This window comes from Stenotrophomonas sp. Ste96 (genome assembly GCF_024519495.1).
Lineage (GTDB): Bacteria > Pseudomonadota > Gammaproteobacteria > Xanthomonadales > Xanthomonadaceae > Stenotrophomonas > Stenotrophomonas bentonitica_A.
This window is the reverse complement of record NZ_JALJRX010000009.1, coordinates 39,569-54,194: the sequence shown is the minus strand read 5'-3', so window position 1 is coordinate 54,194 and position 14,626 is coordinate 39,569. Positions and strand designations below refer to the sequence as shown.

General features: G+C 67.3%; 8 protein-coding genes and 1 riboswitch. Of the genes, 5 read left to right on the top strand and 3 right to left on the bottom strand.

Annotated elements, in window-relative coordinates:
* Positions 1 to 87: 87 nt before the first annotated feature.
* The gene (locus tag OC373_RS17340; protein WP_261998179.1) at positions 88 to 2,235 is read left to right on the top strand and encodes a S46 family peptidase; all 2,148 of its coding nucleotides are present in this window, start codon (positions 88 to 90) and stop codon (positions 2,233 to 2,235) included.
* 78 nt (positions 2,236 to 2,313) lie between these two features.
* Positions 2,314 to 5,763 (top strand): PAS domain-containing hybrid sensor histidine kinase/response regulator, encoded by a 3,450-nt coding sequence (locus OC373_RS17335; protein WP_070426242.1) that lies wholly within the window; start codon positions 2,314 to 2,316, stop codon positions 5,761 to 5,763.
* A gap of 33 nt (positions 5,764 to 5,796) precedes the next feature.
* On the opposite strand, the gene mntP is transcribed toward OC373_RS17335, so the two are convergent.
* The 3 genes from mntP to acs all read right to left on the bottom strand — a co-directional run bounded on the left by mntP (position 5,797) and on the right by acs (position 9,471).
* Complete coding sequence (gene mntP / locus OC373_RS17330) at positions 5,797 to 6,375, bottom strand: manganese efflux pump MntP (protein WP_019185602.1); 579 nt, start codon at positions 6,373 to 6,375, stop codon at positions 5,797 to 5,799.
* Between the two features lie 88 nt (positions 6,376 to 6,463).
* Positions 6,464 to 6,554, bottom strand: a riboswitch (yybP-ykoY riboswitch).
* Between the two features lie 162 nt (positions 6,555 to 6,716).
* Positions 6,717 to 7,382: a response regulator transcription factor gene (locus OC373_RS17325; protein WP_019185603.1), complete on the bottom strand. Its 666-nt coding sequence runs from the start codon at positions 7,380 to 7,382 to the stop codon at positions 6,717 to 6,719.
* A gap of 145 nt (positions 7,383 to 7,527) precedes the next feature.
* Positions 7,528 to 9,471 carry an acetate--CoA ligase gene (gene acs, locus OC373_RS17320; RefSeq protein WP_070470066.1) on the bottom strand — a complete coding sequence of 648 codons (1,944 nt, stop codon included), beginning with the start codon at positions 9,469 to 9,471 and terminating at the stop codon, positions 7,528 to 7,530.
* Positions 9,472 to 9,876: 405 nt separating this feature from the next.
* On the opposite strand from acs, the gene OC373_RS17315 reads away from it, so the two are divergent.
* The 3 genes from OC373_RS17315 (at position 9,877) to OC373_RS17305 (ending at position 14,611) form a co-directional block, all read left to right on the top strand.
* Entirely contained in the window at positions 9,877 to 11,304 is a 1,428-nt protein-coding gene (locus tag OC373_RS17315; RefSeq protein WP_261998178.1) for a porin, read from the top strand.
* Between the two features lie 61 nt (positions 11,305 to 11,365).
* Positions 11,366 to 13,021: an MFS transporter gene (locus OC373_RS17310; protein WP_261998177.1), complete on the top strand. Its 1,656-nt coding sequence runs from the start codon at positions 11,366 to 11,368 to the stop codon at positions 13,019 to 13,021.
* Between the two features lie 174 nt (positions 13,022 to 13,195).
* Positions 13,196 to 14,611 carry a coniferyl aldehyde dehydrogenase gene (locus OC373_RS17305; protein ID WP_261998176.1) on the top strand — a complete coding sequence of 472 codons (1,416 nt, stop codon included), beginning with the start codon at positions 13,196 to 13,198 and terminating at the stop codon, positions 14,609 to 14,611.
* Positions 14,612 to 14,626: the final 15 nt, after the last annotated feature.

The window sequence follows — 14,626 nt, the reverse complement described above, 5'->3', positions numbered from 1 at the left end:
GGTTCAGGTGCCCCTGACCATCGGCCGTTGCCCTGCCGGGCCTCAGTGGCTAAGGTCTCGGGCTGTTCTGACGTACCGGAAGTGCCCATGTCTTCACGCAAACCCCTCACCGCCGCGCTGGCGCTTGGCCTGACCCTCGCCGCCGGCGCCCATGCCGACGAAGGCATGTGGATGCCGACCCAGCTGCCGGACCTGGCCAAACCGCTGAAGGCGGCCGGCTTCAAGGGCAACCCGGGCGACCTGGCCAACGTCACCGCGCCGCCGCTGAGCGCGGTGGTGCGGGCCGGTGGCGGCACCGGTTCGTTCGTCTCCGACGACGGCCTGCTGCTGACCAACCACCACGTGGCCATGGGCGTGATCCAGTACAACACCTCGCCCGAGCACAACCTGATCAACGACGGTTTCATCGCCAAGGGCCGCAGCGACGAGCGCGCGGCCAATCCGGATTTCCGCGTGCTGGTCACGGTCGGGTTCGACAAGGTCACCGATGAGGTGCTGCGGGATGCGCGCGGCAAGACCGGGCGGGCGTACTTCGATGCCGTGGACCGCGCCAGCAAGCAGCTGGTGGCCGAGTGCGAGAAGGAAGGCAACGTCCGCTGCAGCGTGGCGGACATGTACTACGGCACCGATTTCTACCGCATCCGCCAGCTCGAGCTGAGCGATGTGCGCCTGGTCTACGCGCCGCCGCGCGCGATCGGCAACTACGGCGATGAGATCGACAACTTCATGTGGCCGCGCCACACCGGCGATTTCACCCTGCTGCGTGCCTACGTCGGCAAGGACGGCAAGCCTGCGCCGTACAGCGTGGACAACGTGCCCTACCACCCGCCGGCGCACCTGAAGATGGCGGTCGACGGCCCGAAGACCGGCGATTACGCGATGTTGGCCGGTTACCCGGGCATCACCTACCGCCATCGCACCGCCGCCGAATTCGCCAGCCAGATCGATGCGGTGCTGCCGCGCCGCGTGTCGGTGTTCCAGCAGATGATCGACACCATCGAGTCGGCCAGTGCCAAGGACGCGCAGGCGCGTACCCGGTACGCCTCGCAGCTGCAGTCGCTGAAGAACAACCGCAAGCGTGCCGCCGGCGAGCTGGAAGGCCTGCTGCGCAGCGATGCCAAGGCCCAGCGCGCCGCGGATGAAGCGGCGATGTTGCAGGCCACCGACGCGCGCTACCAGGGCGACATCCAGTCGCTGCTGACCTCGCTGTCCAGCGGTGCCTCGGTGGGAGAGCGCGACCTGCTGCTCGACCTGGTGGCGGCGCAGAGCCAGCTGCTGCGCTCGGCACTGACCCTGGAGCGCCTGCGCATCGAATCGGCCAAGCCCGACGCCGAGCGCGACAGCGGCTACCAGCAGCGCGATCTGGCGCTGATCGAAGGCGTGCTCAAGCAGGTCCAGCGCCGCTACGATCCGGCCATCGAAAAAGCCCTGCTGACCACGCTGCTGACCCGTTACCAGCAGCTGCCCGACGCGCAGCGCGTGCCCGAGTTCGACGCTGCCTTCGGCCGGACCCCGGCTGCGCTGGCCAAGACCCTGGATACGCTGTACGCCAGCACCCGCCTGGGCGACGAAGCCGAGCGCCTGTCGCGCTTTGCCGCGGCCAAGGAGGGCAAGGCGCTGGCGCGCGATCCGCTGATCGACCTGGCCGGCCCGCTGGTGGCCGCGCAGCTGCGCCTGGATGACGAACGCAAGACCCGCGAAGGCGAGCAGCTGCGCCTGCGCCCGGCCTACATGCAGGCGCTGTTCGCCTGGCGGGCCAAGCAGGGCCGCGCGGTGTACCCCGACGCCAACCGTACGCTGCGCATCAGCTACGGCAAGGTCGAGGCGCTCTCGCCGCGCGATGCCGTGCATTTCGACCCGGTGACCACCGTGGCCGGGATCGTGGAGAAGAACACCAACGCCTACCCGTTCGATGCGCCCAAGCCGCTGCTGGCCGCGATCACCAAGGGCGATTTCGGCTCCACCGCCGACCCGGTGCTCAAGACCCAGACGGTCAACTTCCTGACCAACCTGGACACCACCGGCGGCAACTCCGGCTCGCCGGTGCTCAACGCCAAGGGCGAGCTGATCGGCCTCAACTTCGACAGCAACTGGGAGTCGGTCAGCGCCAGCTGGTGGTTCGACCCGCGCTTCAAGCGCGCGGTGCACGTGGACATGCGCTACCTGCGCTGGCTGCTGGCCAAGGTCTACCCGGCGCCGGAGCTGTTGAAGGAAATGGGCGTCCCCGCCGAGTAAGGGACACCGGCCGGCCCCGTAGCGCCACGACCAACGGTCGTGGCCTACACTGCGGGCTGCTCTTGCGGAAACAACCCTGTGGTTTCTAGCTGGATCCTGCTGCTGGTCTCGGTGGTCTACGCCGCGCTGCTGTTCGCCGTGGCGTGGTGGGGCGACCGCCGCCCGATGTATCCGGACCGGCCATGGCTGCGCCCGGTGGTCTACAGCCTGGCGCTGGCGGTGTACTGCTCGTCGTGGACGTTCTACGGGGCGGTCGGCACGGCGGTGCGCAATGGCATCGGCTATCTGCCGATCTACCTGGGGCCGCTGCTGCTGTGGGTGTTCGGCTGGCGCATCATCGAGCGCCTGGCACTGATCGCACGCAGCCAGAACGTGGTGTCCATCGCCGATTTCATCTCTTCGCGGTTCGGCCGCTCGCGGCGCCTGGCCGCGCTGGTGGCGGTGATCGCACTGATCGGTATCGTGCCGTACCTGGCATTGCAGTACAAAGCCGTGGCGATGAGCCTGCAGGTGCTGACCGGCAACGTCGGCCCGACCGGCTTCTTCACCGACCCGGCGCTGTACGTGGCGCTGCTGATGGCCTTGTTCGCCACGCTGTTCGGCACCCGCCAGGTGGACGCCACCGAGCACCACCACGGCATGATGCTGGCGATCGCGCTGGAATCGATGATCAAGCTGATCGCGATGGTGGCGCTGGGCCTGTTCGCCTACCTGTGGCTCAACGACCGCACCGATGCGGTGATCGAGTCCGCGCATACGCTGTTCACCGGGCTGCCACCGGTCGGCTTCATCTCGCAGACGCTGCTCAGCTTCCTGGCGATCATCTGCCTGCCGCGCCAGTTCCATGTAGCGGTGGTGGAGTGCGGCGACGTGCGCGACATCCGCCGCGCGCGCTGGATGTTCGGGGCCTACCTGGTGATCATTTCGGCGATGGTGATTCCGATCGCCACGGCTGGCGTGACCCTGTTCGGCACAGGCGGCAGCGTCGCCGACGACAGCATGGTACTGGCGCTGCCGCTGGCCGAGGGGCGCAAGTTCCTGGCGCTGGTGGCCTACGTGGGCGGCTTCTCGGCCGCGACCGGGATGGTGATCGTGGCCTCGATCGCGCTGGCCACCATGGTCAGCAACGATCTGGTGATGCCGGTGCTGCTGCGCCGCAGTGGCGACCACCAGGAGGCGGCCGACGTTGCCTCGCGCGTGCTGTGGATCCGGCGCACGGCGATCCTGCTGCTGGCCCTGGTGGCCTACAGCTACTACCGCGGCAGCAGCAACGACAGCACCCTGGCCTCGTACGGGCTGATGGCCTTCGCTGCCGTGGCGCAGTTCGCGCCAGGCTTGATCGGCGGCCTGTACTGGCGGGGAGCGAGCCGCCGGGGCGTGGAGGTCGGCATGCTGTTCGGCTTCGCCACCTGGGTGTACACGTTGCTCTTGCCCGCGCTCACGCATGCCGGCTGGATGGACGAGGCCTGGCTGGTGCACGGGCCGTTCGGGATCGGCTGGCTGCAGCCGCAGCATCTGTTCGGCATGAGCGGCTGGGACCCGTTGACCCACGGCACGTTCTGGTCGCTGCTGGTCAATGTCGCGGCGATGGTGCTGGTTTCCGTGCGCTGGCGCCCGGGCGTGGACGAGCGCCTGCGTGCCGCGCCGTTCCTGGACCCGTACGCGCAGCGGCCTTCGGTGGCCGGTGTGTGGCCCGGCAACGTGCATGTGGGCGACCTGCTGGCGCTGGCCTCACGGGTGGTCGGTGACCGCCATGCGCGCCGGTCCTTCTTCGAGCAGGCGCAGTCGATGGATCGTGAGCTGCAGGCCTCCGCACCGGCGGACCGGGCGTGGGTGCAGTTCACCGAGCGCCTGCTGGCGGCCTCGATCGGCGCCGCCTCCGCGCGCCTGCTGCTGACCAGCCTGCTGCGCGGCTCGGGCATGGACCTGGGGGAAGTGGTGGCGGTGCTCGACGAAGCCGGGCAGGAGCTGCGCTTCAACCGCGAGATTCTTTCCACCACGCTGGAGAACATCAGTGCCGGGGTCAGCGTGGTCGACCCGGACATGCGCCTGACCGCCTGGAACCGCCGTTACCAGCAGATGTTCGGGTACCCCGACGGGATGCTCTACGTCGGCCGCCCGGTGGCCGACCTGATCCGCTACAACGCCGAGCGTGGCGAGCTGGGCGAGGGCGACATCGAGGTGCAGATCAACCGCCGCATCGGCTACATGCGCGCCGGTTCACCGCACATCTTCGAGCGCACCCGCAGCGACGGCAAAGTGATCGAGATGCGCGGCCAGGCATTGCCCGGCGGTGGCTATGTCACCAGCTACAACGACATCACCGACTACAAACACGCCGAGCGCGCGCTGCTGGAAGCCAACGAGACGCTGGAGCAGCGCGTGGCCGAGCGCTCGCACGAGGCCGAGATGGCGCAGCAGTCCAAGACGCGCTTCCTGGCGGCGATCAGCCACGATGTGCTGCAGCCGCTCAATGCCGCGCGCCTGTTCGCCTCGGCGCTGCGTGAGAGCCACCACAACAACGAAGAGCAGCGGCACCTGGCCGAGCGCGTGGATGCCTCGCTGCGCGCGGCCGAGGAGCTACTGGATGGCCTGCTGGATGTCTCCCGCCTGGACGCCGGCGGCCTGCACCCGGTGATCGGCGATTTCGATGTCAGCCTGCTGATGCGCGAGCTGGCGGCGCAGTACTCGCCCGTCGCCGCCGGGCGCGGCCTGCGCATGGATCTGTTCGCGCGCCCGGCCTGGGTGCGCAGCGACCGCCGCCTGCTGCGGCGCGTGCTGCAGAACTTCCTGGCCAACGCACTGCGTTACACCCGCCAGGGGCGCATCGTGCTGGCCGTGCGCCATCGCGGGCCGGAAGTAGAGCTGCAGGTCTGGGATACCGGCCCGGGCATCCCCGAGCACCACATGCAGCAGATCTTCGACGAGTTCCACCGCTACCAGCAGCCGTTCGACTGGGGCGAGCAGGGCCTGGGGCTGGGCCTGTCGATCTGCCAGCGCATCTCGCGCCTGCTCGATCACCGCCTCAACGCCCGCAGCCGCGTGGGCAGCGGCAGCATGTTCTCGATCCTGCTGCCCCTGGTGGCCGCACCGCAGCTGCCGGCCGCGACGTCCTCGCCGGCGCCCAGCCCGGTCACCCGTGCCGATTCGCTGGCCGGGATGCGCGTGCTGTGCGTGGACAACGACCAGGAAATCCTGGACGGCATGCGCGCGCTGCTGGGGCGCTGGCAGGTGCAGGTGATCACTGCCAGTACCGTCGACCAGGCGCTGGAGAAAGTCGTCGAGCGCCCGGATGTGATGCTGGTGGATTACCACCTGCATGACCGCCTGGATGGGCTGGATACGCTGGTGGCGCTGGGCCAGAAGGCCGGCCGTGCGATTCCGGGTGCGCTGCTCACCGCCGATGGGCGCGATGAGCTCAAGCGGATGGCGCGCGACCGTGGCTACCGGTTGTTGACCAAGCCGATCAAGCCGGCCTCGCTGCGCGCCTTCCTGGCGGCCTTCCACGACACCCGCGGCGATCTCTAGCCGCGGGCGTCCTGGGGAGGCGGCGGTAGGCGGTCAGGCCATGGCACCGCTGAGGTGTTCGTACAGGATGGTCGAGCCGATGATGATCAGGATCAGGCCGCCGATGATCTCCGCGCGCTTGCCGACCATGCCGCCCAGCACGCGGCCGAGCATGATGCCCATCGTCACCATGGTCAGCGTGCACAGGCCGATGATCAGCGCCATGACGCCGATATGCACATCGAGGAAGGCCAGGCCGATGCCCACCGCCATCGCATCGATGCTGGTGGCGAAGCCGGTCACCGCCAGGCGCCAGAAGCCATGGTGTTTGCTGGTGTCCTCGTCGTCCGCGCCGTCGTCTGGGCGTAGGCCATTGATGATCATGTGCACGCCCAGCGCACCGAGCAGGCCGAAGGCGATCCAGTGATCGAAGGCCTCCACGTACTGCAGCGCGGCGCGGCCGAGCAGCCAGCCGATCACCGGGGTGATGCCTTCGATGACACCGAAAATGAGGCCGGCGCGCAGCGCGTCGGAGAAACGGGGCTTGCGCATCGCCGCGCCTTTGCCGATCGCCGCGGCGAAGGCATCGGTGGACATGGCAAAGCCGATCAGCAGGATCGAAACAGGCGACATTGGGGTACGCGGCAGGTCGGGCGATATCGAGCAACGGACCGCGAACGCGCCCAACCTGTCGTTGCGCACGCGGACCGCTGGTCTCGCCAACCATGATGGTTGCCCGCACCACGGCGCACTGGCCGAGTATGTTGATGCGGGCGATTCCTGCAGCAGGAATCCGGCTACTCCCCAAGGGGACGCGAAGCTTAGCACCGGGGTTGTGGCGTGGCGCGTTTACCGGCAATTGCGCAGGTCACGCTGGATTTCATAGCCCCGGCTATAAGCCGGGCGGATAGAGCCGACCGTTGGTCGGCAGCACGGCGTGATCGGGCTCTACGCCACCGATCCGCGTGGTGCCCTCACTCCTCTTCGGGCGGCAACACGATCTGCTCGTCATCGATGGCCAGCTTGCCGGCCATCAGCACCGCCTGGGTGCGGTTGGTGACGCCCAGCTTGCGCAGGATCGCGGTGACGTGCGCCTTGATCGTCGCCTCGGAGACATTGAGGTCGTAGGCGATCTGCTTGTTGAGGCGGCCGGCGCCGAGCATCTGCAGCACGCGGAACTGCTGCGGGGTCAGCTCGCGCAGGCGCTGGCCGATCTCGCGCTCTTCGCGGCCGGTCGGTGGCACGTTGTGTGCCTCCGGCGGGGCCCAGGTTTCGCCATCGAGGATGGTGCCCAGCGCATGGCCGATCGTGTCCGAATCGGCGGATTTGGGGATGAAGCCGAACGCACCGTGGTCGAGCGCACGGCGCATCACGGTCGGTTCCTCACGCGCGGAGACCACCACCACCGGCAGCTGCGGGTGCAGGGCACGCATATGGACCAGCGCATTGAAGCCCTGCGCACCGGGCATGTTGAGGTCCATCAGGACCAGGTCGGCGTCGGTGTGCTGGTCGGCCAGCTGGTACAGCGCTTCCACGCTGTCCGCTTCGTACAGCTGCACGCCGGGGATGACACGGCTCACGGCGCCGCGAAGGGCTTCGCGGAACAGCGGGTGGTCATCGGCAATCAGGAGGGTAGGCATGGTGGGGGCCATGTTGCGAAAGGGGTAACACGCTGAAACGGAACGAGTGTATCGAGACGGCAGCCCCCTGAGTCAGGGGGCGGCCGCGCGGCGGCGGGGGTGTGGGTGATCGTGAGAAAGGGCCCACGGTCCGCTTGCGGACCCCTCACTTCACCTTGCGTTCTTCCACCAGCGAGGCCACGACCGACGGATCGGCCAGGGTCGAGGTGTCGCCAAGCTGATCCGGGGCGTTCTCGGCGATCTTGCGCAGGATGCGGCGCATGATCTTGCCCGAGCGCGTCTTCGGCAGGCCCGGGGCCCACTGCAGATGATCGGGCGCGGCGATCGGACCGATCTCCTTGCGCACCCATGCCACCAGCTCCTTGTGCAGTTCATCGCTCGGCGTCTCGTCGGCGATCAGGGTCACGTAGGCATAGATGCCCTGGCCCTTGATGTCGTGCGGGAAGCCGACCACGGCCGCTTCGGCCACCTTGGGATGCGAGACCAGCGCGCTTTCCACTTCGGCGGTACCAATGCGGTGGCCGGAGACGTTGATCACGTCGTCCACGCGGCCGGTGATCCAGTAGTAGCCATCCTCATCACGACGGCAGCCGTCGCCGGTGAAGTAGCTGCCCGGGTAGGTGCGGAAATACGTATCGATGAAACGCTGATGGTCACCGTAGACCGTGCGCATCTGGCCCGGCCACGAATCGCGGATGATCAGGTTGCCTTCGGTGGCCCCTTCCTGGATCTCGCCATCGGCGTTGACCAGGGCCGGCTGCACGCCGAAGAAGGGCAGGGTGGCCGAGCCCGGCTTGAGATCGACCGCGCCGGGCAGCGGCGAGATCAGGATGCCGCCGGTTTCGGTCTGCCACCAGGTATCCACGATCGGGCAGCGGCTGTCGCCGACCACCTCGTAGTACCAGCGCCAGGCTTCGGGATTGATCGGCTCGCCGACGCTGCCGAGCAGGCGCAGCGAACTGCGCGAGGTGCGCTTGACCGGTGCATCGCCTTCGCGCATCAACGCGCGGATTGCGGTGGGGGCGGTGTAGAAGATGGTGACCTGGTGTTTGTCGATCACCTCCCAGAAGCGGGACGTGTTCGGGAAGTTCGGCACGCCTTCGAACATCACCGAGGTTGCGCCATTGGCCAGCGGCCCGTACACGATGTAGCTGTGGCCGGTGACCCAGCCCACGTCGGCGGTGCACCAGTAGATGTCGTCCTCGCGCAGGTCGAACACCGCTTCATGGGTGTAGGCCGCATACAGCAGGTAACCGCCGGTGGTGTGCAGCACGCCCTTGGGCTTGCCGGTGGAGCCGGAGGTGTAGAGGATGAACAGCGGATCCTCGGCATTCATGCGCTCGGGCTCGCACTGGGTCGGCTGCGGGTCCACCACATCGTGGAACCAGCGGTCGCGCGGGGCCTGCATGTCCACCGCGCCGCCGGTGTGGCGCACCACCAGCACCGTTTCCACGGTGGTGGTGCCGGGCAGCTTCAGCGCCGCATCGACGTTGGCCTTGAGCGGGATCTTCTTGCCACCGCGCAGCCCTTCATCGGCAGTGATGATCAGCTTGCTGCCGCAGTCGATGACGCGGTCGGCGATCGAGTTCGGGGCAAAGCCGCCGAACACCACCGAGTGGATCGCACCGATGCGTGCGCAGGCCAGCATGGCCACGGCGGCGTCGACGATCATCGGCAGGTAGATGGTGACCCGGTCGCCCTTCTTGACGCCGAGGTTGCGCAGCGCGTTGCCGAGGCGGCAGGTGCGCTCATACAGCTCGCGGTAGGTCACGCCCTGGGCGGGTGCATCGGGGCTGTCCGGTTCGAACAGCAGGGCGACCTTGTCACCGCGTTTGTCGAGCTGCCGGTCCAAACAGTTGACGCTGGCGTTGAGTTCGCCGTCTTCGAACCACTTGATGCGGAAATCATCGAGCTGGTAGCTGACGTTCTTGATGCGGGTCGGTTTCTTGAACCAGTCCAGGCGCTCGGCGGCCTTGCCCCAGAAGGCGTCCGGGTGCTCCACCGATTCACGGTAGCGCTGCTGGTACGTGTTCCTGTCGATCCGCGATGCCGCGGCGAACGCGGCGTCGACGGGGTAAAGATCAGCCATGGCACCCTCACTTGCACGTTGACTTGGGTTGTGCGGTCGCAGCATAAGCGGCGACCTCTCCCCCTCAGTTTGCCGCATCCACCCGCCTGCGCGGTGTCGAGGTGGTTAGACCATGGTCGAACGCCGCATGCCCTGGTATGAGAGGGCCGTCTAGCCCGGTAGCTCACGACCGTTCGCTGCGGTAGCTCGCGACCATTGGTCGTGAGGCACTGCGTACCGACCAGCGGTCGGTACCTGCGCGGTGCCTGCGGCACCTGCCGGTCGCCTGCCGGCGCCCGGGTCGTACTCGCCCCTTGGGGCGAGTACGACTAATGGCCAATAGCTTCGGTGCGTCAACGCGCCGCACCCTCGGCTCGACCGTGCCCCACGCGCGGCATCACTTTGCCACCCGGGAGAGAGGGCAACATGAGCCACCGTTTGCTGAGGACGACACGCCGGCCGTTGGCCGCCGCCCTGTTCGTCGCACTGATCGCGCCAGGCATGGCGTTCGCTGAAACCGCAAAAGAGAAAGCGCTGGAAGCCCGCGTCGTCGAGCTTGAACGCCAGGTCCAGCTGCTGCTGAACAACCAGCAGCAACAGCAGGCCCAGATCAGCCAGGCCCAGACCGATGTCACCGCCGTGCGCACGGTGCAGGCGCAGCAGCCGGTGGCGGCCACCGTGCCGGCCGGCAAGCAGCCGATCCAGGTCACCACCATCACCCCCGGCGCCGCGCTGGGCACCACGGTCAAGATCGGTGGCTTCATCAAGGCCGACTTCCTGGCCACCCAGACCGGCGATGGCCAGCTGGCCGACGACGCTACCGGTCGCGCGCTGTACCTGCCGGGCCAGACCCCGGTGGCCGGTGCCGGCGGCAGCGGCAAGCGCTCGGACGTGGACTACAACGCCCACGCCAAGTTCTCGCGCTTCAACCTTGGCATCGACAATGTCAGCGAGGCCGGCAACAAGTCCGGTGCGTTCTTCGAGATGGACTTCTTCGGCAACTCGCTGGGCAACCAGACCGCGACCAATACCTACGGTGCGACCCTGCGTCACGCCTACATGTACTGGAACAACTGGATGGCCGGCCAGACCTGGTCGAACTTCATGGATGCGGCCTCGCTGCCGGAAGCGGCCGACTTCGTCGGTCCGACCGATGGCGTGATCTTCGTGCGCCAGGCCCAGATCCGCTACACCCAGGGGGGCTTCAGTGTCGCGCTGGAAAACCCGGAAACCACGCTGCTCACCGGCACCCGCAACCCGGTCACCGGCGTGTGGACCAACGTGGCCAGCAACTCCGACCGTGGCGCACTGCCGGACCTGACGCTGCGGTATGGCTGGAAGGGTGACTGGGGCACCTTCGGGGTCGGCGGCGTGGTTCGCCAGCTCAAGGTCGACAACCAGACCACCGGTGCCGACGCGGACAAGATCGCCGGCGGCCTGACCCTCGGCGGCAAGTGGGTGATGGGCCCGACCGACACCCTGCATTACCAGGTCACCGGCGGCGAAGGCATCGCGCGCTACATCGGCCTGGGTGTCACCGCCGATACCGCGTATGACATCGCCCGTGACGAACTCAACCCGACCGGCGTGCTGGCCGGTTACGTGGGCTGGCGCCACGCCTTCACCCCGAAGCTGCGCACCAACCTGATCTACGCGCGCAGTGATTACGACAACGACGGCAGTCTCGGCCCGCTGGTCACCAAGAGCGTGCAGAGCATCCGCGGCAACGTGTTCTACACGCCGATGCCCAAGGTCGATGTCGGCGCCGAGCTGATGTACGGCGTGCGCGAGATCGAGGATGGCCGCAAGGGCGATATCAGCCGCCTGCAGTTCACTACGAAGTACAGCTTCTAAATGCGTGCCGACCAACGGTCGGCACCTACCAACAACGATTGCTTCGGAGGGGAAGCGTCCCATGTCAACAACACCTGCACCGGCGAAAGCCCAACTCACCCAGGGACACAAGAAGGTCATCTTCGCGTCCAGCCTGGGGACCGTCTTCGAGTGGTACGACTTCTTCCTGTACGGCTCACTCGCCGCGATCATCGCCAAGCAGTTCTTCAGCGGTGTCAATGAAACCACCGGCATGATCTTCGCCCTGCTGGCATTCGCGGCCGGCTTCTTCGTGCGCCCGTTCGGCGCGGCCTTCTTCGGCAGCCTCGGCGACCGCATCGGCCGCAAGTACACCTTCCTGGTCACGATCCTGATCATGGGCATCTCGACCTTCCTGGTCGGCGTGCTGCCAAACTATGCCTCGATCGGGTTCGCCGCCCCGGTGATCCTGATCATCCTGCGCCTGGCCCAGGGCCTGGCGATGGGTGGCGAATACGGTGGTGCCGCGACCTACGTGGCCGAGCACGCACCGGCCGACAAGCGTGGCCTGTACACCAGCTTCATCCAGTGCACCGCCACGCTCGGCCTGTTCATGTCGTTGCTGATCATCCTGGCCTGCCGCTACTTCCTGGGCAATGAAGCGTTCGAAGCCTGGGGCTGGCGTATTCCGTTCCTGGTCTCGATCGTGCTGCTGGGCATCTCGGTGTGGATCCGCCTGCAGCTGAGCGAATCCCCGCTGTTCCAGCAGATGAAGGCTGAAGGCAAGGGCTCCAAGACCCCGTTCCGTGACAGCCTCAAGGACGGCAACCTCAAGCTGATGCTGCTGGTCCTGCTCGGTGCCGCAGCCGGCCAGGCCGTGGTGTGGTACGGCGGCCAGTTCTACGCGCTGTTCTTCCTGAGCAGCATGCTCAAGGTCGACGCCACCACCTCCTATCTGCTGATCGCTGCAGCGCTGGCGCTGGGCGTGCCGTTCTTCATCTTCTTCGGCTGGCTGTCCGACCGTATCGGCCGCAAGAAGATCATCCTGGCCGGCTGTCTGTTGGCCGCGGTCACCTACATCCCGATCTTCAAGGGCCTGACCCACTTCGCCAACCCGGCCATCGAAGAAGCCCGCACCAACTCACCGGCGCTGGTCAATGCCGATCCGAACACCTGCTCGTTCCAGTTCGATCCGGTTGGCCTGCGCAAGTTCACCAGCTCCTGCGACGTGGCCACCGCGGCCCTGACCAAGGCCGGTGTGCCCTATGACGTGAAGCCGGCACCGGCCGGTACGCTGGCAACGGTCAACGTCGGGACCACCGCGGTGACCTCCTACGAGGCTGCAGGCCTGACCAAGGAAGACCTCAAGGCCAAGGGCGATGCCTTCGGCGGCGAGCTCAAGGGTGCATTGGGTGCGGCGGGCTACCCGGCCAAGGCCGACAATGCACGCATCAACATCCCCGGCACGATCTTCATGCTCTGGCTGCTGGTGCTGTACGTGACCATGGTCTACGGCCCGATCGCCGCCTACCTGGTCGAGCTGTTCCCGACCCGCATCCGCTACACCTCGATGTCGCTGCCGTACCACATCGGTAACGGCTGGTTCGGTGGTTTCCTGCCGGCGATCTCGTTCGCACTGGTGGCCGGTACCGGCAACCTCTACTACGGCCTGTGGTACCCGATCATCATCGCGCTGATGACGGTCGTGGTCGGTGGCCTGTTCCTGCATGAAACCAAGGACGTGGACATCACCAAGTAACGGTGATCCACACGGCAGGACGAAGGGGCCGCGATGCGAATCGCGGCCCTTTCTGTGTCCGGGGTAGTGCCGGCCGCTGGCCGGCTCTGCATGAGATTCCGGAGATGCGTGCATGGCTGCCGGCCAGCGGCCGGCACTACCGATCATCACGTTCTGTGCGGCTATAGTCGGCCCATGAGCGATGCCCACACCGATCCTGCCGCGCTTCCCGCGATTCTGCAGCGCCTACGTACCGCCTGGCAGGCCAACCGCCCGACGCTGGAACAGCGCCGCGATGACCTGCAGCGCCTGCGCGCGGCCCTCAAGGCCCGCCTGCCGGAGATGGCCACGGCGATCTCGGCCGACTTCGGCCACCGCTCCACCCACGAATCGCAGATCGCCGACGGCATGACCGTGCTCGGCGACATCGACCATCTGTGCAGCCACCTGCGCGGCTGGATGCGCCCGCGCCGGGTCGGGGTCGGCTGGCGGTTCTGGCCGGCACGCGCCCAGACCCGGCCGGTACCGCTGGGTGTGGTCGGGGTGATCTCGCCCTGGAACTACCCGGTCAACCTGGCATTGATTCCGCTGGCGACCGCGATCGCCGCCGGCAACCATGTGATCCTCAAGCCGTCCGAGCACACGCCGCGCACCAGCGCCTTCCTGCAGTCGCTGCTGGCGGAGGTGTTCCCCTCCGATCGCGTGGCGGTCGTGCAGGGCGATGGAGACCTTGCCAGCGCCGTGGCCGGCTCGCCGCTGGACCACCTGGTGTTCACTGGCTCCACCGCCATCGGCCGCAAGGTCATGGCGGCCGCCGCCGAACACCTGACCCCGCTCACGCTGGAGCTGGGGGGCAAATCTCCGGCCATCGTCTGCAGCGATTACCCGCTGGAGAAGGCGGCCGCGCGGCTGGCCACCGGCAAGTTCTTCAATGCCGGCCAGACCTGCATCGCGCCGGATTACGTGCTGATCGACGGCCATCGCCAGCGCGAACTGGTGCAGCAGCTGCAGACGCAGGTGCAGGCGCGCTATGGCGATTTCAGCGACGCCGCGGATTACACCCGGATCATCCACGACGGCCAGTACCAGCGCCTGCGTGGCTATCTCGAGGAGGCCCGCGCGCGGGGCGTGCCGGTGATCGAACTGGCCACGGTCGATCCCGAGCGTGCGCAGCGCGAGCGGCTGATCGTGCCGACCATCGTGCTCGATCCGCCGGCGGACCTGGCGCTGATGCGCGAAGAGATCTTCGGTCCGATCCTGCCGGTCTGCGCGTATCCGGATTTGGATGCCGCCATCGCAGAGGTGCAGTCCCGTGACCGCCCGTTGGCGCTGTACGTCTTCAGTCACGAACGTGCGCAGGTGGAACGGGTGCTGGCGCAGGTCGTGGCCGGCGGCGTCACCGTCAACGACACCCTGCTGCATTTCGCGGTCAATGGCCTGCCGTTCGGCGGGGTCGGCCCGAGTGGCATGGGCGCGTACCACGCGCGCGCCGGGTTCGACGCGATGAGCAAGCAGCTGCCTATCTTGTGGCAGTCACGTTGGGCGGCCAGCGATCTGCTCAAGCCGCCGTATTCGAAGATCGCCGGGATGTTGAAGGCGATGGTGCGGTGAGGGCCGCCGGCATGG